We start from the raw sequence: 20,825 nt of genomic DNA on the forward strand, positions 1-20,825 counted from the left end.
CCTCGAATCATGATCGACGGTAGGTCGGCGAGAACTCGAAGATATCCTTGGTGACCCAGCCAGCTGACTTCAACTCTGCAAGGGTGTCAGGATGCTCACTGAACGCCTTTGCTTGCGACGCCTCAACGGCGACTGCTACAGGCGTACCGGCTTTCTTAACAGCGGCTTCTGGTACTGCAGTGTTTGCGCGTGCAGGAGGGGTGACACCTCGAAGCAAAGCAAGACGGTCAGCTCGCCCAAGCCCACTGAACGCCATCATTTCCATCAGCTGCTCCTCTATGGGAAGCAGGTCGTCGAACTTGCGCATGCGATTAAGATCACGACTACGCAGAGCTGATAGCGCTGGCCTGAGTATTTGCATCTTGGAATTGCTTACTTTGACGATCGTCTCGGCAGTCACACGCTCGGAGCCGCTCTGAATGGCATAGCGCTGGCTCAGCACCAATAACTTAACCAGGAAGTCGGTCACTCCCTGGGTGTGCTCGTACAGCGCTTCAAAAATCTCCGGTGTCAGTTCAGCCGTCTGCTTGCACCACTGATAGCTCCAAAGGTTCTCGACCAGAAAACGCCACTCGTCATCCTCCTTCTCGAAGCGCTTGAACTCTATCATCCCCCCACCGCAACTGCGCCTGGCGACACGCATTACGTCCGAGAACAGGCTGATCATCGAATTCGTCCCTATGAACACGACCGGGATACCGATGTTGTTCACCAAGTGAAGGAAGAAATTCAGCATGCTTTCCTTACCCCCGGTCTTGGCCAGGTGAAGGTTCTGCAGCTCATCAATGAGCAAGGCGCCGATAAAAAACGTGCTGGCTACCTGTTCCATCTGCTGAAGCGCATCGTTGATGTTTCGATGCCGATGGCGCTTGTGGTAGTCCTTGTCGCCCAGTGCTTGGCCGACCGCGTGGAAGAACTGCTGACAAAAACCAGCCAACGAGCCATCTCGTGGACAATCAAGCTTGAGCCAGGTGATCTGGGTGTGGACGAATTGCTGGCCCTCATAATGCTCATGCCGGATCGTCTGAGGGTACAGGCTTAAAATGGCATGCAGTGCAGTGGACTTCCCAATACCACTCAGGCCCACAACGCTGAAGGTGTCAGCTGTTGATTTGAAAGCATCGTGATAGCGCTGAGCCCCTGACAAGGAATGAAGGTGCCTGACAGTTGAGGCACTAGTTGGATTACGGCCAACATATCCGCGGCGGATCAGCAGAGATAACAGGGACTCTAGTTCCAAATGCAGCAGAAACGGCTGCACGACCGTCCTCAAGCGATCAATACAGTGAATCCGCGTTGCCCCGTCGAGCTCAAGCTCTTCAGGAGTTACCGGCTGGGGAAAATTAGATATCAGCTCGGCAGCCGCCGTTTCGTCAAGAATAGGAGGCAGCGCTTCGATCAGCGGGTTTCCAGCGTATTCAGTGATGACTTGCTTCGTATAGCTCGCAAGAGCTTTGGCACCTCTCATTTAGTCTGCCCCGGTCGAACTCTGTTGAGCAAGTCGATAACCTGCGCGGTACGCGGTCCAGCGTACGAATCTCGGGCAATGGCGGGACCCTGCGCATCAGGTTGAACGGGTTCTGCGCGTACGCCGTCTGGAACAGTAGCGTTCTCACGCTCAAGCAGTCGCTCTTCAACACGATTCTCGCGTATGTTCGATACCGCTTCAGCCTTGGTGCTAGCAGCTGGTTCAAGCTTCCGCTCGGCCAATGCATTACTGATAATTTGCCCCACGGTGTCGGCCAAGCCCACTCGGCTTTCGAGTTCAGCGCGCTTATGAGCCGGAGGCATCTGCCGATAGGCCTCCAGAAGATCGTAGATCTCGTCCGAACGATAATTTGCATACTTGGCATCCGACCGTCTGAGGTCGCAGCGCAGGAATTCCTTGTTCTCGCCCTTGATCCAGATGTGCGCTGCGGAGTTCGGATCAAACCAGCAATCAATAGACCAAACGCCATTGCGACGCGCTTTTGCGAACCAGTTTTCCTGGACAGCCATCTCGCAGGAGTAATGCATACCGCGGAACAAAACTCCCCCCTTCTGGACGGTGGCTCGCTCTCGAGGCAGCAAGTTGAGATAAATCAGCTCGTCAGGACGCTTGTTAGCCTGGATAAGGTCATTTTCCAAAGCCCACCTCCAGATCTCCATCGGGGTGGGTTGAACGCCATCGTTCATCATCGCTTGGGTGAGCCGATCAGGCTGCCGGTGATGACGGTTGTAGTGAAGAATGCACTCGATCATGATCTGGGTGAACTCCTTCAGAGTCAGCGTCGCATCGAGCCGATAATCACGCTCGCCGCGCTCCTTCTCTCGGGCCGCAACCCCGCCGGGGAGCCACCTAATACCGGTCAAGTCATTCAGGATGCCGAAGCGGCTCTCGACCATGGGCTTCCAATCCGGTCGATACGGAGGAGCCGTCCCCATATCGATACCCAGGCCAGCCGCGAGACCCTCAGCTGCTAACCCCAACATTTCACCTCTATCGGAGTAGATCTGATGTGGCAGGTGATGACAATCCCAATCCTCAGGACTGATATCCACGCCGTTCTGCGCGCAAAATTCCACCTTGGAGGTGAATGCGTTGAACAGTGCCTGTCGAGCCCCGTTCCAGCTAGGCCCCTCAAGGCCGACATACAGGCCAACAATCATCCCCGAGAAACTGTCAACCACGATGTACACCACGGGCCGCCCGATGAGCATCCGTCGGGAGTAGCTGTTGACCAAGTAAATGTCAGCAATGGTCGCGTCTACTTCGAATTGATGACCTGGCCCTCTAAGCCAATCGCGGACGGTACCGGACAACGGGCGGCAGTCCTTCAGCCACCTCCTCATGCCCATACGGCCACGATCGGTGTCGATCTCATCAAAGAATTGCTTGCCCCAGTAATCGAACTGGTTGAATGTGGGAATCTCAGATTCAGGAAGCAAGCGAACTCGATTCTCGGCGTATTTTGAAAGCTCTTTTTCCGAGTAGAAGTTGCTCAGCATTTTGTCGTAAGCGCTGCGGATCGTTGATGTCTTGTTCTGCGCATAAAGTGCGTAAGACAGCCGAATGCATCGTTTGTCGATTTCGCTTAGTAATTTGGCACGTGAGACTAGCACCCCTTGATACTTAGGCTTTCGTCCTGGCGGGTTATCAACGGAATAATTGCGACTCCCAACACCTACAGCAGAATAGTTTTTTAGAAGCGCATTTCTTACCTGGCCATAGAACCAGTATCTATACAACAGGCGATAGATCGTCTTTCGCTGCACGCCTACCTCAGCAGCACGATTTCCGACCAGCCGGCCCATCTCGCCTTGAGAGAATATCTGTCCTGGATACGCCGGATCCAAAAGTGGCGCAATCAAAGCCCATTTTTCGTCCCTATCGCGCCTAGCACTCTCGTCTAGATCATCTTCCAAAACCAAAAGAAATTCTGGCACCGCAGTAACTACAGGCTTTGTATGGCCCGATGCCAATGACGCCCTGAGCTCCTCCAGGCCAATGGAATAGGGCTTCCTGGGAGGTTCAGTCAGATCGATTATGACCAGTGCATCGTTTTTTTCATCAAGGTGAAGTGCTCTCGCCGTAGTATAGAGCACGGAGAGTTCTGTGAGCGGCTCGAAGACATCATTGACTGAAATATTCATGACGACCTCTCGCTAAGTTTTATCATTTCGGTGGCGGGAACAACTTTGAAATCTGGTAAGGGCGACTTAAGATGTAACGGCGCACCGCTTAAGTCGAGTCTTATAATCTTCCGCCAGATCAAATTAAAGAAAATGTCGCGAGCTTCGCTATACGGTATAGATAATCGGTTGCCAATTTTTCTCAAGCTTTCTGAGGTTGACCAAGGGCAAATCCTTACCGATTCAAGAATCTCGATAAATTCCGAATGCAGCGAGACATCCATCAGGGCACGAGGCAATTTTGCGTATTTCCGAAGGAATCCAAGATTCTGGATTAAGTCGGGCGTAAATAGCTCCTCCGTTACGATGCTCCAATCAACGCCTTGGCTGATCCAGAATCGTCTCTCGACATCCAACTTCTCCAAAGTTCGAGCACAGTCTCTACCTTTAAGGTCTTCCTGATATTTGATCGTCCGAGCAACCGACTTGAGATCCCCGTTTGGCTGCTGAACGGTCAGCAGAAAGTCAGTGGTCATTACCATAGGAACAGAAGTGGGTCTGTACCTTGGGTACCGAACACCGATTGCTCTGGCTATAGCCTGGGTGCTTTCCAACGGCAGCAGGGGATATTGCTCGCGGATGTCGACTACGTCCTCTGAAAACTCAGAGAGTAAAAAGTACGCTCGTTCAAGATCGGATAGGAGGTGATGAATCCGGTCAATCTTAACGCCTGGGATTTTCCAGGAACGACCCCTTGAAGGAACATCTTGAACACGCAGCCAAGGCACGTACTCAGCTCCGGCACCTGCTCCAAAACCATTGGCAATGTGCCGTTCAATATCCTGACTTGAAGCAAACCTACGACCTCGCACCCTCCCTCCTCAGTCCGTCCGGACCGTTCCCTCAGACGGCAAAAGTATAGTTCTAGGAAAACGCAGGGCTGCCAAGCAGCCATGTCGAAGGGCTTTCCAGACTACTCCTACTAAAATCTAACGTGGCGGTCGCTGACAAACGGCTTAGCCCATAAACGGAAAACCCCTGTAGATACAGGGGTTTAGGCATTGTGTCAGACTTTAATAGCTTGTGTCAGACTTTATTATATTGTGTCAATCTTTATTCCGTGCAGCCACACGCTCTCTGGCGCGCTCGCCGGTCACTCCACCGTGACGGACTTGGCGAGGTTACGTGGCTGGTCGACATCGGTACCGCGCAGCACGGCAACGTAGTACGACAGCAGTTGCAGCGGCAGGGTATAGAGGATCGGCGCAAGAACATCGTGGATATGCGGCATGTTCACCACGAAGATCCCTTCAGCATTGTCGAACCCGGCTTCACGGTCGGCAAAGACGATCAGCTCACCACCACGGGCGCGCACTTCCTGCAGGTTGGACTTGAGCTTTTCGAGCAACTCGTTGTTCGGCGCCACCGTGACCACCGGCATGTCGGCGTCCACCAGCGCCAGCGGGCCGTGCTTGAGCTCACCGGCCGGGTAGGCCTCGGCATGGATATAGGAGATTTCCTTGAGCTTGAGCGCGCCCTCCATCGCCACCGGATACTGAGCGCCGCGGCCGAGGAACAGGGTGTGATGTTTCTCGGCGAAGTGCTCGGAAATCTTCTCCACCGTAGCGTCCATCGCCAGCGCCTCACCCAGGCGGGTCGGCAGCCGGCGCAGCTCGTCAACCAGTTCGGCCTCCAGCGCAGGGGAAAGCGTGCCCCGGACCTGGCCCAGCGACAGCGTCAGCAACAACAGGCCAACCAGCTGGGTGGTGAAGGCCTTGGTCGAAGCAACGCCGATTTCCGGGCCGGCCTGGGTGAGCAGGGTCAGGTCCGACTCGCGCACCAGCGAACTGATGCCGACGTTGCAGATCGCCAGGCTGGCGAGATAGCGACCTTCCTGCTCGGTGCGCGCCTTGGCGTTACGCAGCGCTGCCAGCGAATCTGCCGTCTCGCCGGACTGGGAGATGGTGACGAACAGGGTGTCCGGCTGCACCACCACCTTGCGGTAGCGGAATTCGCTGGCAACCTCGACCTGACAGGGTATGCCGGCCAGTTCCCCCAGCCAGTAACGCGCGACCATGCCGGCGTGATAGCTGGTGCCACAGGCGACTATCTGCACATTGCGCACTTTGGCGAACAGCTCGGCGGCTTGCGGTCCGAACGCCTGCACCAGCACCTGATGATCGCCTAGCCGGCCTTCCAGAGTGCGCTGCACCACCTTCGGCTGCTCGTGAATCTCCTTGAGCATGAAGTGGCGGTACTCGCCCTTGTCCGCCGCCTCGGCACCTTCGTGGTACTGCACGGCCTCGCGCTGCACCGGCTGGCCGTCGACATCCCAGATCTGCACCGCATCGCGGCGGATTTCGGCGATGTCGCCCTCTTCCAGATACATGAAACGGTCGGTGACCTGACGCAGCGCCAGCTGGTCCGACGCGAGGAAGTTTTCGCCCAGGCCCAGACCGATCACCAGCGGGCTGCCGCTGCGCGCGGCGAGCAGGCGATCCGGCTGCCGCGCACTGATCACCGCCAGTCCATAGGCGCCATGCAGTTCCTTGACTGCCTCCTTCAGCGCAGCGGTGAGGTCGCCGAGCGAATCGAGCTTGTGGTGCAGCAGGTGCACGATGACTTCGGTGTCGGTATCCGAGACGAATACGTAACCCATCTCCTTGAGCTGAGCCCGCAGCGCCTCGTGGTTCTCGATGATGCCGTTGTGCACCACGGCCAGATCATCACCGGAGAAATGCGGATGGGCATTGCGCTCGCAGGGCGCGCCATGGGTTGCCCAGCGGGTATGCGCAATGCCCAGGCGGCCGGCCAGCTGCGTGTGTTGCTGAGCCTGCTCCAGTTCGGCGACCTTGCCATTACGGCGCAGACGCTCGAGTGTGCCGTTCTCGTCCAGCACGGCAACGCCGGCACTGTCATAGCCACGGTATTCCAGGCGCTTGAGGCCCTCGAGAAGGATCGCGGTGATGTTGCGTTCGGCGACGGCGCCAACGATGCCACACATGCTCAGGTCTCCAGATTGGTTTCGACGGCCACGCAGATCAGTTTGACGCCGCGGGCCAGGATGCTGCTGCGCGCCTCGTCGCTGAGGCGCTCATCGGTGATCAGGGTGTGCACGCTGCTCCAGGGCAGCTCAAGATTGGGGATGCGCCGACCGATCTTGTCGGCCTCGGCGAGCACGATGACTTCCCGCGCGACGTCGGCCATCACTCGGGACAACCCTAGCAGTTCGTTGAAGGTGGTGGTGCCCCGCTCCAGATCGATGCCATCGGCACCGATGAACAGTTGGTCGAAGTCATAGGACCGCAGCACCTGCTCGGCGACCTGGCCCTGAAAGGACTCCGAATGTGGATCCCAGGTGCCGCCGGTCATCAGCAGCACCGGTTCATGCTCCAGCTCACGCAGGGCATTGGCCACGTTCAGCGAGTTAGTCATCACCACCAGCCCGTGCTTGTGGCCGAGCTGAGGAATCATCGCCGCCGTGGTGGTGCCGCTGTCGATGATGATCCGCGCGTGCTCGCGGATGCAGCCAACCGCAGCACGGGCGATCGCCTGCTTCCAGGGCGAAACGGGCTGCACGCTGTCGCCGATCAGCTCCTGAGGCAGCGGAACCGCACCGCCGTAGCGGCGCAGTAACAGGCCATTTTTCTCCAGCGCAGCGAGGTCCTTGCGGATGGTGACTTCCGAGGTTTCGAAGCGCCGCGACAGCTCGTCCACACTGACCTCGCCGAGCTCGTTTAGCAAGGCGAGGATCGCGTGGCGACGTTGTGGAGTGTTGCGCTTCGACATAGATATGTTTCGATTCGAAAGATAACGGCGCGAATCAAAACATAAGTGCTTACGGGCTGCAAGCCGCTGGCGATCCGGCGTCACCCACCAACAGCGGGAAGCAGGCCGGCATCCCGCGCCGAACGCGGATCTACGACTGCTTCTTCGGTCGCTGCCAGCCTTCGATATTGCGCTGGCGACCGCGGCCGAGGCCCAGGGTATGGGCCGGCACGTCCTCGGTGATCGTCGAACCGGCGCCGGTCGTTGCGCCATCACCGAGATTCAGCGGTGCAACCAGCGAACTGTTGGAGCCGATGAAAACGTCCTCGCCTATCACCGTCCTGAATTTGTTGGCGCCATCGTAGTTGCAGGTGATGGTACCGGCACCGATGTTGGTCCGCGCGCCGATCTCGGCGTCACCGAGGTAGCTGAGATGCCCGGCCTTGGCACCATCGCCGAGGGTCGCGTTCTTCAGCTCAACGAAGTTGCCGACATGCGCCTTGGCGCCGAGTACGCTGCCTGGACGCAGCCGCGCGAACGGGCCGCAATCGGCACTCTCGCCGACTACCGCGCCCTCAAGATGGGAGTTGGCCTTGACGATCGCACCGCGACGCAACGTGCTGTCCTTGATCACGCAGTTCGGTCCGATCTGCACGTCGTCTTCGATGACCACCGTGCCTTCGAGCACCACATTCACGTCGATCAGCACGTCTCGCCCGACCTCCACCTCGCCACGCAGATCGAAACGTGCCGGGTCGCGCAGCGTCACGCCCCGGGCCATCAAACGACGAGCGGCACGCTGCTGGTAATGGCGTTCCAGCTCGGCCAGCTGGATACGGTCGTTGGCGCCTTGCACTTCCATGGCGTCCAGCGGCTGCTCGGTGGCCACGCGCAGGCCGTCGGCCACAGCCATGGCGATGACGTCTGTCAGGTAGTACTCGCCCTGGGCATTGCTGTTGGACAGGCGACCCAGCCATTCGCCGATACGGCTGCCCGGTACGGCGAGAATCCCGGTATTGCCCTCGCGGATCGCCTTCTGCTCGTCGCTGGCATCCTTGTGCTCGACGATAGCCTGCACTTCGCCGCGCGCGTCGCGGACGATGCGTCCATAGCCGGTTGGGTCGTCAAGCTTCACCGTCAGCAGCGCGAGCTGCTCCGGCCCGACCTTCTGCAACAGGCGCTGCAGGGTGTCGGCTTCGATCAGTGGTACGTCACCGTAAAGGATCAGCACGCGCTCGGCCGACAGATTCGGCAACGCCTGGGCTACAGCATGGCCGGTTCCCAGCTGCTCGGCCTGAACGACGAAGGCGAGATCATCGCCGGCCAGTCGCTGGCGCACCTGCTCGGCACCGTGGCCAATAACCACCTGGATGCTTTTCGGCTGCAATGCGCGCGCGGTGTCGATCACGTGCCCGAGCATGGATTTTCCGGCGACCGGATGCAGAACCTTTGGCAGCGCCGAACGCATGCGCGTGCCCTGGCCAGCGGCGAGAATGACGATATCGAGAGACATGAAGCGATTCCTGAGCGGTATCGGCCCGTCAGCTCACCCGTACGTCAGAGTGCAGCTGGTATCAGCGCCGACAAATGGCAGAAAAAGAAAAAGGGTAGCCAAGGCTACCCTTTTACTCGTGCGCGATGAAGTCGCTTGCCGATCAGTGTCGGCCGTACTTCTTGCGCATTGCCTCGATGGTTCGCAGCTGGGCTGCGGCCTCGGCCAGGCGAGCGGCGGCGGAGCCGTAATCGAACTCCGCGCCCTTCTCGTGCAGGGCCTTCTCGGCAGCTTTGACGGCAGCCTGAGCGGCAGCTTCGTCGATGTCCTTGGCGCGCGTAGCGGTATCGGCGAGAACCTTCACCATGTTCGGCTGCACTTCGATGAAGCCGCCGGAGATGTAGAAGATCTCCTCGTCACCACCCTGCTTGATCACTCGAACCGGACCCGGCTTGAGATCAGTCAGCAGCGGCGCGTGACCCGGCAGAACGCCGATGTCACCCAGGTTGCCGTGGGCGACGACCATTTCCACCAGCCCCGAGAACAGCTCTTCTTCCGCACTGACGATGTCGCAATGCACTGTCATAGCCATGTTCATGCCTCGGTAATCAGCCTGACCAGCAGCTGCCGGTCAGGCTGGTTGGCGCCCGCGAACGGGCGCGCCAGTTACAGTTTCTTGGCTTTCTCGATGGCTTCGTCGATGCTGCCGACCATGTAGAACGCCTGTTCCGGCAGATGGTCGTAGTCGCCATTGAGGATGCCGGAGAAACCACGGATGGTTTCCTTCAGCGGAACGTACTTGCCTGGCGAGCCAGTGAAGACTTCGGCCACGAAGAACGGCTGAGACAGGAAGCGCTGGATCTTACGAGCGCGGGATACCAGCTGCTTGTCGGTCTCGGACAGTTCGTCCATACCGAGGATCGCAATGATGTCCTTCAGCTCTTTGTAGCGCTGCAGCACGTACTGAACGCCGCGAGCGGTGTCGTAATGCTCCTGGCCGATCACCAGCGGATCCAGCTGACGCGAAGTCGAGTCGAGCGGGTCGACCGCCGGGTAGATACCCAGGGAGGCGATGTCACGCGACAGTACGACGGTGGCGTCGAGGTGGGCGAAGGTGGTCGCCGGGCTCGGGTCGGTCAGGTCGTCCGCAGGTACGTATACGGCCTGTACCGAGGTGATCGAGCCGTTCTTGGTGGAGGTGATACGCTCCTGCAGAACGCCCATCTCTTCGGCCAGAGTCGGCTGATAACCTACCGCGGAAGGCATACGACCCAGCAGCGCGGATACTTCGGTACCGGCCAGGGTGTAGCGGTAGATGTTGTCGACGAAAAGCAGAACGTCACGACCTTCGTCACGGAACTTCTCGGCCATGGTCAGGCCGGTCAGTGCAACGCGCAGACGGTTTCCCGGCGGCTCGTTCATCTGGCCGTAAACCAGGGCAACCTTGTCCAGAACGTTGGAGTCCTTCATCTCGTGATAGAAGTCGTTACCTTCACGAGTACGCTCACCCACACCGGCGAACACGGAGTAACCGCTGTGCTCCATCGCGATGTTACGGATCAGCTCCATCATGTTTACGGTCTTGCCTACACCGGCACCACCGAACAGACCGACCTTACCGCCCTTGGCGAACGGGCAGACCAGGTCGATAACCTTGATGCCGGTTTCCAGCAGCTCGTTGCCGCCAGCCTGCTCTGCGTAGGACGGAGCAGCGCGGTGGATGGTCCAGCGCTCTTCTTCGCCGATCGGGCCGGCTTCGTCGATGGGGTTACCCAGGACGTCCATGATGCGGCCCAGGGTCTGCTTGCCGACCGGTACGGAGATACCGGTGCCGGTGTTGACGACGTCCAGGCCACGCTTGAGGCCTTCGGTCGAACCCATGGCGATGGTACGGACAATGCCGTCGCCCAGCTGCTGCTGGACTTCCAGGGTGGTCTCGGCGCCTTGAACTTTCAGCGCATCATAGACGTTCGGTACCACATCGCGCGGAAATTCCACGTCGATAACGGCGCCGATGATTTGAACGATACGTCCGCTACTCATGTTTGGTTCCTCTGAATATTTGAACCGTTCTTAAACCGCGGCAGCGCCGCCGACGATTTCCGAAATTTCCTGAGTGATCGCAGCCTGACGGGCCTTGTTGTAGACCAGTTGCAGGTCGCCGATCAGCTCACCGGCGTTGTCGGTTGCGTTCTTCATGGCAATCATCCGCGCGGCCTGTTCGGCTGCGCCGTTCTCAACCACCGCCTGATAGGCCTGGGACTCGATGAACCGTACCAGCAGAGCATCCAGCAGCTGCTGGGCGTCCGGCTCGTAGAGGTAGTCCCACTGACCTTTCTTGACCGGCTCGGCGTTCTCGTCTGCGGCCAGCGGCAGCAGTTGGTCGACCGTGGGCTTCTGGGTCATGGTGTTGATGAACTTGTTGGATACCAGGTACAAGCGATCGATACGGCCATTGTGGAAGCCGTCCAGCATGACCTTGACGCTGCCGATCAGATCATTGATCGACGGCTCTTCGCCGAGGTTGCCGATCGCTGCGACGACGTTGCCGCCGAAGCTGCGGAAGAAGCTCGCGCCTTTGTTGCCGATCACGCAGAGGTCGACTTCGACCTTCTGATCGTGCCACTCCTTCATGTTCTTGATCAGGACCTTGAACAGGTTGATGTTCAGGCCACCGCAAAGACCACGATCGGTCGACACGACGATGTAGCCGACACGCTTGACCGGACGCTCTACCATGAACGGATGACGGTATTCCGGGTTGGCAAAGGCCAGATGGCCGATTACCTGCCGGATCCGCTCCGCATAAGGGCGGCTGGCAGCCATGCGCATCTGTGCCTTGCGCATCTTGCTGACCGCCACCTTTTCCATGGCGCTGGTGATCTTCTGCGTGCTTTTGATGCTCGCAATCTTGCTGCGAATCTCTTTTGCGCCTGCCATTTGACACCTATCGGGTTAGCAGGCGGGAGCCTCACGGCTCCCGCTGCGGCTTACCAGCTTTGAGTGGCCTTGAACTTCTCGATACCGGCCTTCAGGCCTGCGTCGATTTCGTCATTGAAGTCACCCTTCACGTTGATCTTCGCCATCAGATCGGCGAACTCGCGGTTGAAGAAGGCGATCAGGGCCTGCTCGAAGGCGCCAACCTTGGCCACTTCCACGTCCGTCAGGAAACCGCGCTCGGCGGCGTACAGGGACAGGGACATGTCGGCGATGGACATCGGCGCGTACTGCTTCTGCTTCATCAGCTCGGTAACGCGCTGACCATGCTCCAGCTGCTTGCGGGTCGCTTCGTCGAGATCGGAAGCGAACTGCGCGAATGCAGCCAGTTCACGGTACTGAGCCAGAGCGGTACGGATACCACCAGACAGCTTCTTGACGATCTTGGTCTGAGCAGCACCACCCACGCGGGATACCGAGATACCGGCGTTGACGGCCGGACGGATACCTGCGTTGAACATGGCCGATTCCAGGAAGATCTGACCGTCGGTGATGGAAATCACGTTGGTCGGAACGAACGCGGAAACGTCGCCCGCCTGGGTTTCGATGATCGGCAGAGCGGTCAGCGAGCCGGTCTTGCCAGTTACGGCACCGTTGGTGAACTTCTCGACATACTCTTCGGAAACGCGCGACGCACGCTCCAGCAGACGGCTGTGGAGATAGAACACGTCGCCCGGATAGGCTTCACGTCCCGGCGGACGACGCAGCAGCAGGGAGATCTGGCGGTACGCCACGGCCTGCTTGGACAGATCGTCATACACGATCAGCGCGTCTTCACCGCGGTCGCGGAAGTACTCGCCCATGGTGCAACCAGCGTAAGGCGCCAGGTACTGCAGGGCAGCGGATTCGGAGGCGGACGCAGCAACAACGATGGTGTTGTGCAGCGCGCCGTGCTCTTCCAGCTTGCGAACCACGTTGGCGATGGTCGACTGCTTCTGACCAATGGCAACGTAAACGCAGCGGATGCCGCTGTTCTTCTGGTTGATGATGGCGTCGATGGCCAGGGCGGTCTTGCCGATCTGACGGTCGCCGATGATCAGCTCACGCTGGCCACGGCCTACCGGGATCATGGCGTCGACCGACTTGTAACCGGTCTGCACCGGCTGGTCGACGGACTTACGCCAGATCACGCCCGGCGCAACCTTCTCGACCGCGTCAGTTGCCTGAGCGTTGATCGGGCCTTTGCCATCAATCGGGTTACCCAGTGCGTCGACAACGCGGCCCAGCAGTTCCGGACCAACCGGAACTTCAAGGATGCGGCCGGTGCACTTGGCGCTCATGCCTTCGGTCAGGCCCAGGTAGTTACCCAGAACCACGGCACCTACGGAGTCCTGCTCCAGGTTCAGTGCCATACCAAAGATGCCGCCAGGGAACTCGATCATTTCGCCGTACATGACGTCGGCCAGACCGTAGATACGTACGATACCGTCAGAAACGCTGACGACGGTGCCCTCATTACGGGCTTGAGCAGCGACATTCGATTTCTCGATGCGCTGCTTGATGATTTCACTAATCTCGGAAGGATTCAGTTGCTGCATGCCATGACCCTCAAATCAGGATTTCAACGATTCGGCCAACTGGCTCAGTTTGCCGCGGACCGAACCGTCGACAACCACATCACCGGCGCGAATCAACACGCCGCCGATCAGCGCAGGATTCACGGCCTGCTGGAGGTTGACGGTGCGATCTAGCCGCTTCGACAGGGCGGCAGCCAAAGTTTGGAGTTGCTCGTTGCTGAGCTCGAAGGCGGTTTCAACTTCTGCCTCGAGCGTTTTCTCGGCTTGCGCCTTGATGTCCTCGTACAGCTCCCACACGGTCGGCAGTACCGACAGGCGATCGTTCTCGCCAAGGGTCTGGACGTAGTTGCGGAAAGCTTCGTCGGCGTCGTCACCGAGTAGACGCACCAGCCCCTGGACCTTGCTTTCGCTGGTCAGGCGGGGGTCGTTCAGCAACGCTGCGACTTCTGGGACTTCAACAGCGATGGCGGCCAGGTTCAGCATTTTCGACCAGGACTCGGTCGTTCCTGCGGCGCTGGCAAACTCGAAAGCGGCTTTCGCGTAAGGCCGAGCAAGCGTCTGGGTATTGATCATCGCTTGCCTCGCTTAGAGTTGGGAGGCCAGTTTTTCGACCAGCTCGTTGTGCACCTTGGCGTCCACCTGGGACTCCAGGATCTTCTCTGCACCGGCGACGGCAAGAGCCGCTACCTGATTGCGCAGTTGGTCCCTGGCACGGTTCACTTCCTGTTCGATCTCGGCGCGGGCGCCGGCGACCAGTCGCTCGCCTTCGACACGTGCCTGCTGCTTGGCTTCCTCGATGATCGCATTGGCGTGCTTGTTCGCCTGCTCGATGATCTGGGCTGCCTGCTCCTTGGTCTCGCGGAGGGTGTTGGACACCTTGTCCTGAGCCAGTTTCAGGTCTTGCTGCGCACGGCCTGCCGCATCCAGTCCTTCAGCGATCTTCTTCTGGCGCGCTGCCATGGCTGCCGTGATTGGCGGCCAGACGAGCTTCATGCAGAACCAGACGAAGATAGCGAAGGCGAGCGTTTGACCGAACAGCGTCAAGTTAATGTTCACAGCGATTTACCTCGTGCTATCTCGTTCAACGCGGGAGTCATTCCACGGCGACGGGGCTCGCCCGGCGAACCCCATCTCAAACCGGAAAGTGATTAACCGGCGACAACGAAGATGAGGTACATCGCGATACCAACGCCGATCATCGGCACGGCGTCGAGCAGGCCGGCCATCAGGAAGGTTTTGGTTTGCAGCTGGGGAGCCAGCTCAGGCTGACGAGCAGTGGATTCCAGCAGCTTGCCGCCCAGCAGGGCGAAGCCAATACCGGTGCCCAGGGCACCCAGACCGATCATGATGGAGGCGGCGATGTAGACGAGTTCCATGTAAAGCTCCTGAAGCTAAGGGGGGTTAAGGTTTTTCGGTTAAAGCGTTAGCGGTTTTCAGTGATGTTCTTCATGGGCAGAGCTCAGGTACACCACCGTCAGTACCATGAAGATGAAGGCCTGAAGCGGGATCACCAGGATATGGAAGATCGCCCAAGGCACATTCAGGGTCCACTGCACGTAGAACGGCAGCAGAGCGATGAGGATGAACACCACCTCACCGGCATACATGTTGCCGAACAGACGCAGCGCGAGGCTGAGCGGCTTGGTCAGCAGGCCGAGAATCTCGAGGAACAGGTTGAACGGCACCAGCGACCAGTGGTTGAACGGAGTGAACGCCAGCTCCTTGCTGAAGCCACCGAAACCCTTAACCTTGACGCTGTAGAAGAGGATCAGGATGAACACGCCGAGCGACAGACCGAAGGTACCGTTCGGGTCAGCGGTGGGCACGATCTTGAATGCCGGAAGGCCCAGCAGGCTGGCCAGACCCGGGATGTAGTCGACCGGAATCCACTTAAGGCTGTTCATCAGGAAGACCCAGACGAAGATCGTCAGCGCCAGCGGAGCGATCAGAGCATTGCGGCCGTGGAAGGTGTCCTTCACCACGCCTTCGACGAACTCGACGCACATCTCGACGAAGTTCTGCAGCTTGCCCGGTACACCGGTCGTGGCGGACTTGGCGGCGCTGCGGAACAGCAGGATGAAGATGGCGCCCATCAGCAGCGACCAGCCGAGGGTATCCAGGTGGAATGCCATGAAGCCCATGTCACGAGCTTCCAGACCCGTCTGAGCGATGGTCCAGGTGGCCTGATCGAGAACGGAGCCATCAGCACGCTCGTAACCTGCCGGCAGCTTGCCGTAGGTGAGGTTTTGCAGGTGGTGCTGGATATATTCAGCGGGGGTACTCGCCATAAACGCCTCAATGCTCAATGCTTCGGATTGTTTTTCATCAGCAGGAGCGCGCTTGCTCCGACACCCAGAACCAGCAGATAGCCGGCAAACAAGGCGATCGGTTCCAGCGGTTTCACTCCCACGAACACCAACGCAAAAAGCGCTGCTGCCAGAATCTGTTTACCCATCTCGCCAGACCAGAACGACTGGATGATCGCCTGAGTCGAACGTGCGCCAAAGTAACGAAAGGCCTTGTACGCGAAATACACGTTCGCTGACAGCGCAATCAAACCACCGCACAGCGCGGAGTAGCCGGCGACCATACCAAAAACCAGGCCACATGAGACAGCGGTCACTACTACGACCATTGCCTGCATCAGCAGTACGCGAAATGCCGGAAGGCGATGGAAGGGTGTTCTGTTGCGTATGTTCACCTGAATTCCATCGCTGTAGCAGGCCGCGTAAATAATTGTCCGCAGTCAAAAAAGCGCGGCGAGTATAGGAGCAGGCCAGCCAGGGTTCAACTCTCCGGTAGTATTTTCCGACCGGCACTACAAACATTTTGTATCAGCGGATGTGGGCCAATACACCCTGCAGTTCATCCAGCGAACTGTAGCGGATCACCAGCTGCCCTTTGCCCCTCTGTCCGTGCTTGATCTGCACCGGAGAGCCCAGGCGTTCCGCGAGGCGCTGCTCCAGACGGCTGATGTCCGGGTCGACCTTGACTTCGGCTTTCGGTGTTTCCTTGCTGCTCAACCACTGTCGCACCAGGGCTTCGGTCTGGCGCACGGTCAGGCCACGTGCGACAACGTGCCGCGCGCCTTCGACCTGCTGTTCCGCCGGCAGACCTAGCAATGCTCGCGCGTGGCCCATCTCCAGGTCACCGTGTGACAGCAGCGTCTTGATCTCTTCCGGCAGCGCAATCAGGCGCAGCAAATTGCTTATCGAGACACGCGACTTGCCTACCGCGTCGGCAACTTGCTGCTGGGTCAGCTGGAACTCCTGTTGCAAGCGCTGCAGCGCGACGGCTTCCTCGATCGGATTCAGGTCTTCGCGCTGGATGTTCTCGATCAGCGCCATGGCAATGGCCGCCTCGTCCGGCACTTCGCGAACCAGCGCCGGCACCTTCTCCAACCCGGCCTGCTGGCTGGCGCGCCAGCGACGTTCACCGGCGATGATCTCGAAACGGCCACCGCTGACGGGACGCACCACGATCGGCTGCATCACGCCGTGGTTCTTGATCGACTGGGCCAGCTCCTCCAGGGCCTGCGGGTCCATATCGCGGCGCGGCTGGTACTTGCCGCGCTGGATCAGGTCCAGCGGCAGGTGCTGGAGTTCACGGGTATCGACCTTCGCAGCCTCTTCCTGCATTGCCGAAACGCTGGCGCCGCCGAGCAGGGCGTCGAGTCCACGGCCTAGGCCTCTTTTCTTGGTCGCCATGAGTAGTCCTTATGCGGGGGTGCCACGCGCCGACTGGCGCTGGCGTCGCGACAGTTCACCGGCCAGGGCCAGATAGGCCAGAGCGCCCTTGGATTGCTTGTCGTAGACCAGCGCCGGCATGCCGTGGCTGGGGGCCTCGGCGAGCCGGACGTTGCGCGGGATAACGGTGTCGTAGAGTTTGTCGCCGAAATGCGCCTTGAGCTGTTCGGATACATCGTTGGTCAGACTGCTGCGCGGGTCGTACATGGTGCGCAGCAGGCCTTCGATCTTCAGGCTGGGGTTGAGCGCCTGGCCGATACGCTGGATCGAATTGACCAGATCGGTAAGCCCTTCGAGCGCGTAATACTCGCACTGCATGGGAATGATGACGCCGTCCGACGCAGACAGCGCGTTGATGGTCAGCATCGACAGCGACGGCGGGCAATCGATGAGGATGTAGTCGTAGTTCTCCCGCACCGGTGCCAGTGCTTCACGCAGGCGTTTTTCCTTGGCCGGCAGATTCAGCAGGGCCACTTCCGCCGCGGTCAGGTCGCGATTGGCCGGCAGCAACTGATAGCCGCCATGCTCGGAGAACTGCATGGCATCCACAAGGCTGCATTCGCCGATCAGTACGTCGTAGATCGAGTACTCCAGCCCGAGCTTGTCCACACCGCTACCAGTGGTGGCGTTGCCCTGGGGGTCGAGATCGATCAGCAGCACGCGACGGCGCGTGGCAACCAGCGAAGCCGCAAGGTTGATGCAGGTGGTGGTCTTGGCGACACCGCCCTTCTGGTTGGCAATGGCGAAAACTTTAGCCATGGTCAGTGTCTGTCCGGGTCATGAAGTGCGGCGCAGTATCAGCAGATGGCGCTGGCCTTGGCAACCGGGAACCTTGAGTACGTGACAGGCATCGAGGCGGAAGTCGGCGGGCAGCCGTTGCAGTTCGTCGTCCGGCTGCACGCCCTTCATCGCCAACCAGCGCGTCTGGGTATTGCCCAGATGCCGCGTCCAGCTGGCGAAGTCCTCAAGGGAACTGAAGGCGCGCGAGGTGATGCCGCCGAAGGCTTCCGCCGGCTGGAACTGCTCGACGCGGCTGTGCACGACTTCGAGGTTGGCCAGTTTCAGCTCCAGCTTCACCTGCGTCAGGAATCGCGTTTTTTTCCCATTGGAGTCCAGCAGCGTGAAGCTGCGATCAGGAAACATGATCGCCAGCGGCACGCCAGGCATGCCACCACCGCTGCCGACGTCCAGCCAGGTCTGTCCGGACTCGGCAACGAAGGACACCACGCTCAGGCTGTCGAGCAGGTGTCGCGAAACCATTTCGTCGGGATCGCGCACGGCGGTGAGGTTGTAGGCCTTGTTCCACTTGATCAGCAGTGCCAGGTAGGCCAGCAACTGCTGCTGTTGCCCTTCACTCAGCTCGACACCGAGCGCCTGGGCGCCGCGCACGAGTTCGGCGGCATGGGATTCGCTGACCAGGCTCATCAGGCGCTCTGCTCCAGCTGCTGGCCGGCAGTGCGCTTCTTCAGATGAATCATCAGCAGCGACACCGCAGCGGGAGTGACTCCCGGAATACGCGATGCCTGTCCGAGTGTCTCCGGCCTTGCCTGATCGAGCTTTTGCTGAATTTCCTTCGACAAGCCCGGAATCGTCGTGTAGTCGAGATCAGCCGGCAGGGCGATGTTCTCGCTGGCACGCAGTCGCTCGATCTCGTCCTGCTGACGTTCGATGTAGCCGGCGTACTTGGTCTTGATCTCGACCTGCTCGGCGACCTGCGGATCCGGCGCACCGTCACCGGTCAGTTCGATCAGGCTCTGGTAATCGATCTCCGGACGAGCCAGTAGATTGAGCAGGTTGTACTCGCGGGCCAGAGGGCTGCCGAAGCGCTCGACGATCGCATCGCCCTGTGGGGTGCCGGGACGGACCCAGCAGCTCTTCAGGCGCTGCTCCTCGAGCTCGATACCTTCGCGCTTGGCGCAGAACGCCGCCCAACGGGCATCGTCCACCAGCCCCAGTTCGCGACCCTTCTCGGTCAGACGAAGATCGGCGTTGTCCTCGCGCAGGATCAGCCGGTATTCGGCACGCGAGGTGAACATCCGATAGGGCTCCTGAGTGCCAAGGGTGATCAGGTCATCGACCAGCACACCGAGGTAGGCCTCGTCACGCCGTGGGCACCAGCTGTCCTTGCCCTGCGCGCGTAGCGCGGCGTTGGCTCCGGCGAGCAGCCCCTGGGCACCGGCCTCTTCGTAACCGGTGGTGCCGTTGATCTGGCCAGCGAAGAACAACCCGCCGATCACCTTGGTCTCCAGGCTGTACTTGAGATCGCGTGGGTCGAAGTAGTCGTATTCGATGGCATAGCCCGGCCGCACGATGTGGGCGTTCTCCATGCCACGGATGCTCTGCACGATCTGCAGCTGCACATCGAACGGCAACGAGGTGGAGATGCCATTGGGATACAGCTCATGGGTGGTCAGGCCTTCCGGCTCGAGAAAGACCTGATGGCTGTCCTTGTCGGCGAAACGATGGATCTTGTCTTCGATCGACGGGCAGTAGCGCGGCCCCACGCCTTCGATCACGCCGGAATACATCGGCGAACGATCGAGGTTGGCAGCAATGATTTCGTGCGTGCGGGCGTTGGTGTGAGTGATCCAGCAGCTGACCTGACGCGGATGCTGCTCACGACTGCCCATGAACGACATCACCGGCAGCGGTGTGTCGCCAGGCTGCTCGGTCATCAGGGAAAAATCCACCGAACGACCATCGATACGAGGCGGGGTGCCGGTTTTCAGTCGACCGACGCGCAGTGGCAACTCGCGCAGGCGCTGAGCCAGGGCGATCGAAGGCGGATCGCCTGCGCGCCCACCTGAATAATTCTGCAAGCCGATGTGGATAAGTCCACCGAGGAAGGTTCCTGTCGTCAACACCACCGAGCTGGCCAGAAACCGCAGGCCCATCTGGGTAACCACACCACGAACCTGATCCTGCTCGACGATGAGGTCGTCAGCGGCCTGCTGGAATATCCACAGGTTGGACTGATTCTCCAGCGCTTCACGCACTGCAGCCTTGTAAAGAACTCGATCCGCTTGCGCACGGGTGGCGCGCACCGCTGGTCCCTTGCGGCTGTTGAGTACACGGAACTGGATGCCGCCCTTGTCCGTAGCCATTGCCATGGCCCCACCCAGGGCGTCGATTTCCTTGACCAGATGACTCTTGCCGATGCCGCCGATAGCCGGGTTGCAGCTCATCTGGCCGAGGGTTTCCACATTGTGGCTGAGCAGCAGGGTCTTCACGCCCATGCGTGCCGCTGCCAGCGCAGCTTCGGTGCCAGCATGGCCGCCACCGATAACGATCACGTCAAAACGGGAAGGGAAGTCCACCATGCACCTCGTGCCTGTTCAGATGGGAAATTCGGGAAGCCGCGAAGTATAGGGATTTAGCCGGAGCTAAAGAAGGGCTCTGAGCAAAAAATGACCAACCATCGGGCGGAGACAAGTCGGTGGATAAACATAGAAATAGAGAAGAAATATATAAGAAGCTTATTTATGTGTTTATGAATGGTGAAGCGATTTTCTGTGGATAACCGCTTGTATCCCTTGTCATGTCTACTCTGTAGCGAAGGATAAAGCTGTGCTTCGGTTGGGCGTTAACGGTGTGGATACCGTCTGCATCCTGTGGATTAAAGTGAAGCTTATGCACAGGGCGGTTTTTCACCAGCTTCTGTCATGAGTTTTCTACTGCCCTCAGGCGGCTTTT

19 protein-coding genes are annotated in these 20,825 nt (G+C 59.3%); all 19 read right to left on the reverse strand.

Features of this window, described 5'->3' with window-relative positions; translation table 11 throughout:
• Positions 1 to 7: 7 nt before the first annotated feature.
• Positions 8 to 1,468, reverse strand: coding sequence for an ATP-binding protein (locus LO50_RS01055; RefSeq protein WP_042925938.1), 1,461 nt, complete (start codon positions 1,466 to 1,468; stop codon positions 8 to 10).
• On the reverse strand, positions 1,465 to 3,633 hold the full coding sequence (locus tag LO50_RS01060) for a Mu transposase C-terminal domain-containing protein (RefSeq protein ID WP_042925937.1): 2,169 nt from the start codon (positions 3,631 to 3,633) through the stop codon (positions 1,465 to 1,467). The genes LO50_RS01055 and LO50_RS01060 overlap by 4 nt, the downstream gene beginning before the upstream one ends.
• Complete coding sequence (locus LO50_RS01065; protein WP_042925935.1) at positions 3,630 to 4,484, reverse strand: TnsA endonuclease N-terminal domain-containing protein; 855 nt, start codon at positions 4,482 to 4,484, stop codon at positions 3,630 to 3,632. The genes LO50_RS01060 and LO50_RS01065 overlap by 4 nt, the downstream gene beginning before the upstream one ends.
• Positions 4,485 to 4,765: 281 nt before the next feature.
• The gene (gene glmS / locus LO50_RS01070; RefSeq protein WP_044313821.1) at positions 4,766 to 6,616 is read right to left on the reverse strand and encodes a glutamine--fructose-6-phosphate transaminase (isomerizing); all 1,851 of its coding nucleotides are present in this window, start codon (positions 6,614 to 6,616) and stop codon (positions 4,766 to 4,768) included.
• A gap of 2 nt (positions 6,617 to 6,618) precedes the next feature.
• Positions 6,619 to 7,401 (reverse strand): DeoR/GlpR family DNA-binding transcription regulator, encoded by a 783-nt coding sequence (locus LO50_RS01075; protein WP_044313822.1) that lies wholly within the window; start codon positions 7,399 to 7,401, stop codon positions 6,619 to 6,621.
• 130 nt (positions 7,402 to 7,531) lie between these two features.
• Entirely contained in the window at positions 7,532 to 8,893 is a 1,362-nt protein-coding gene (gene glmU, locus LO50_RS01080; RefSeq protein ID WP_044313823.1) for a bifunctional UDP-N-acetylglucosamine diphosphorylase/glucosamine-1-phosphate N-acetyltransferase GlmU, read from the reverse strand.
• A gap of 142 nt (positions 8,894 to 9,035) precedes the next feature.
• A complete protein-coding gene (locus LO50_RS01085) occupies positions 9,036 to 9,464 on the reverse strand; it encodes a F0F1 ATP synthase subunit epsilon (protein WP_003303687.1) in 429 nt (142 codons plus the stop codon).
• Positions 9,465 to 9,538: 74 nt separating this feature from the next.
• Positions 9,539 to 10,915 carry a F0F1 ATP synthase subunit beta gene (atpD, locus tag LO50_RS01090; RefSeq protein WP_003303688.1) on the reverse strand — a complete coding sequence of 459 codons (1,377 nt, stop codon included), beginning with the start codon at positions 10,913 to 10,915 and terminating at the stop codon, positions 9,539 to 9,541.
• A gap of 30 nt (positions 10,916 to 10,945) precedes the next feature.
• Positions 10,946 to 11,812: a F0F1 ATP synthase subunit gamma gene (gene atpG / locus LO50_RS01095; RefSeq protein ID WP_014822269.1), complete on the reverse strand. Its 867-nt coding sequence runs from the start codon at positions 11,810 to 11,812 to the stop codon at positions 10,946 to 10,948.
• 50 nt (positions 11,813 to 11,862) lie between these two features.
• Positions 11,863 to 13,407: a F0F1 ATP synthase subunit alpha gene (gene atpA / locus LO50_RS01100; protein WP_003291823.1), complete on the reverse strand. Its 1,545-nt coding sequence runs from the start codon at positions 13,405 to 13,407 to the stop codon at positions 11,863 to 11,865.
• Positions 13,408 to 13,422: 15 nt separating this feature from the next.
• On the reverse strand, positions 13,423 to 13,959 hold the full coding sequence (locus LO50_RS01105) for a F0F1 ATP synthase subunit delta (protein WP_003291824.1): 537 nt from the start codon (positions 13,957 to 13,959) through the stop codon (positions 13,423 to 13,425).
• A 12-nt stretch (positions 13,960 to 13,971) separates the two neighbouring features.
• Positions 13,972 to 14,442, reverse strand: coding sequence for a F0F1 ATP synthase subunit B (locus tag LO50_RS01110; protein ID WP_014822271.1), 471 nt, complete (start codon positions 14,440 to 14,442; stop codon positions 13,972 to 13,974).
• A gap of 92 nt (positions 14,443 to 14,534) precedes the next feature.
• Complete coding sequence (gene atpE / locus LO50_RS01115) at positions 14,535 to 14,762, reverse strand: F0F1 ATP synthase subunit C (protein WP_003290909.1); 228 nt, start codon at positions 14,760 to 14,762, stop codon at positions 14,535 to 14,537.
• A gap of 57 nt (positions 14,763 to 14,819) precedes the next feature.
• Positions 14,820 to 15,674, reverse strand: a complete 855-nt coding sequence (gene atpB, locus LO50_RS01120) for a F0F1 ATP synthase subunit A (RefSeq protein WP_023446456.1) — start codon at positions 15,672 to 15,674, stop codon at positions 14,820 to 14,822.
• A 14-nt stretch (positions 15,675 to 15,688) separates the two neighbouring features.
• Entirely contained in the window at positions 15,689 to 16,093 is a 405-nt protein-coding gene (locus tag LO50_RS01125; protein WP_371104282.1) for a F0F1 ATP synthase subunit I, read from the reverse strand.
• Between the two features lie 127 nt (positions 16,094 to 16,220).
• Complete coding sequence (locus LO50_RS01130) at positions 16,221 to 17,093, reverse strand: ParB/RepB/Spo0J family partition protein (RefSeq protein WP_014822274.1); 873 nt, start codon at positions 17,091 to 17,093, stop codon at positions 16,221 to 16,223.
• A gap of 9 nt (positions 17,094 to 17,102) precedes the next feature.
• Positions 17,103 to 17,891, reverse strand: a complete 789-nt coding sequence (locus LO50_RS01135; protein WP_044313824.1) for a ParA family protein — start codon at positions 17,889 to 17,891, stop codon at positions 17,103 to 17,105.
• Positions 17,892 to 17,909: 18 nt separating this feature from the next.
• Positions 17,910 to 18,557, reverse strand: a complete 648-nt coding sequence (rsmG, locus tag LO50_RS01140) for a 16S rRNA (guanine(527)-N(7))-methyltransferase RsmG (RefSeq protein ID WP_044313825.1) — start codon at positions 18,555 to 18,557, stop codon at positions 17,910 to 17,912.
• Positions 18,557 to 20,449 carry a tRNA uridine-5-carboxymethylaminomethyl(34) synthesis enzyme MnmG gene (mnmG, locus tag LO50_RS01145; protein WP_003303702.1) on the reverse strand — a complete coding sequence of 631 codons (1,893 nt, stop codon included), beginning with the start codon at positions 20,447 to 20,449 and terminating at the stop codon, positions 18,557 to 18,559. Before mnmG ends, rsmG begins: the two co-directional genes overlap by 1 nt.
• Between the last annotated feature and the right edge of the window lie 376 nt (positions 20,450 to 20,825).

The organism is Stutzerimonas stutzeri (assembly GCF_000935215.1).
Classification (GTDB): Bacteria; Pseudomonadota; Gammaproteobacteria; order Pseudomonadales; family Pseudomonadaceae; genus Stutzerimonas.

Bases quoted from the DNA above. Each gene is read 5' to 3' on its own strand.
- LO50_RS01105 (WP_003291824.1), bottom strand. From the start codon at position 13,959: ATGATCAATACCCAGACGCTTGCTCGGCCTTACGCGAAAGCCGCTTTC.
- LO50_RS01055 (WP_042925938.1), bottom strand. From the start codon at position 1,468: ATGAGAGGTGCCAAAGCTCTTGCGAGCTATACGAAGCAAGTCATCACT.
- atpA (WP_003291823.1), bottom strand. From the start codon at position 13,407: ATGCAGCAACTGAATCCTTCCGAGATTAGTGAAATCATCAAGCAGCGC.
- LO50_RS01135 (WP_044313824.1), bottom strand. From the start codon at position 17,891: ATGGCTAAAGTTTTCGCCATTGCCAACCAGAAGGGCGGTGTCGCCAAG.
- atpE (WP_003290909.1), bottom strand. From the start codon at position 14,762: ATGGAACTCGTCTACATCGCCGCCTCCATCATGATCGGTCTGGGTGCC.
- atpG (WP_014822269.1), bottom strand. From the start codon at position 11,812: ATGGCAGGCGCAAAAGAGATTCGCAGCAAGATTGCGAGCATCAAAAGC.
- LO50_RS01085 (WP_003303687.1), bottom strand. From the start codon at position 9,464: ATGGCTATGACAGTGCATTGCGACATCGTCAGTGCGGAAGAAGAGCTG.
- glmS (WP_044313821.1), bottom strand. From the start codon at position 6,616: ATGTGTGGCATCGTTGGCGCCGTCGCCGAACGCAACATCACCGCGATC.
- atpB (WP_023446456.1), bottom strand. From the start codon at position 15,674: ATGGCGAGTACCCCCGCTGAATATATCCAGCACCACCTGCAAAACCTC.
- LO50_RS01075 (WP_044313822.1), bottom strand. From the start codon at position 7,401: ATGTCGAAGCGCAACACTCCACAACGTCGCCACGCGATCCTCGCCTTG.
- glmU (WP_044313823.1), bottom strand. From the start codon at position 8,893: ATGTCTCTCGATATCGTCATTCTCGCCGCTGGCCAGGGCACGCGCATG.
- atpD (WP_003303688.1), bottom strand. From the start codon at position 10,915: ATGAGTAGCGGACGTATCGTTCAAATCATCGGCGCCGTTATCGACGTG.
- LO50_RS01130 (WP_014822274.1), bottom strand. From the start codon at position 17,093: ATGGCGACCAAGAAAAGAGGCCTAGGCCGTGGACTCGACGCCCTGCTC.
- rsmG (WP_044313825.1), bottom strand. From the start codon at position 18,557: ATGAGCCTGGTCAGCGAATCCCATGCCGCCGAACTCGTGCGCGGCGCC.
- LO50_RS01060 (WP_042925937.1), bottom strand. From the start codon at position 3,633: ATGAATATTTCAGTCAATGATGTCTTCGAGCCGCTCACAGAACTCTCC.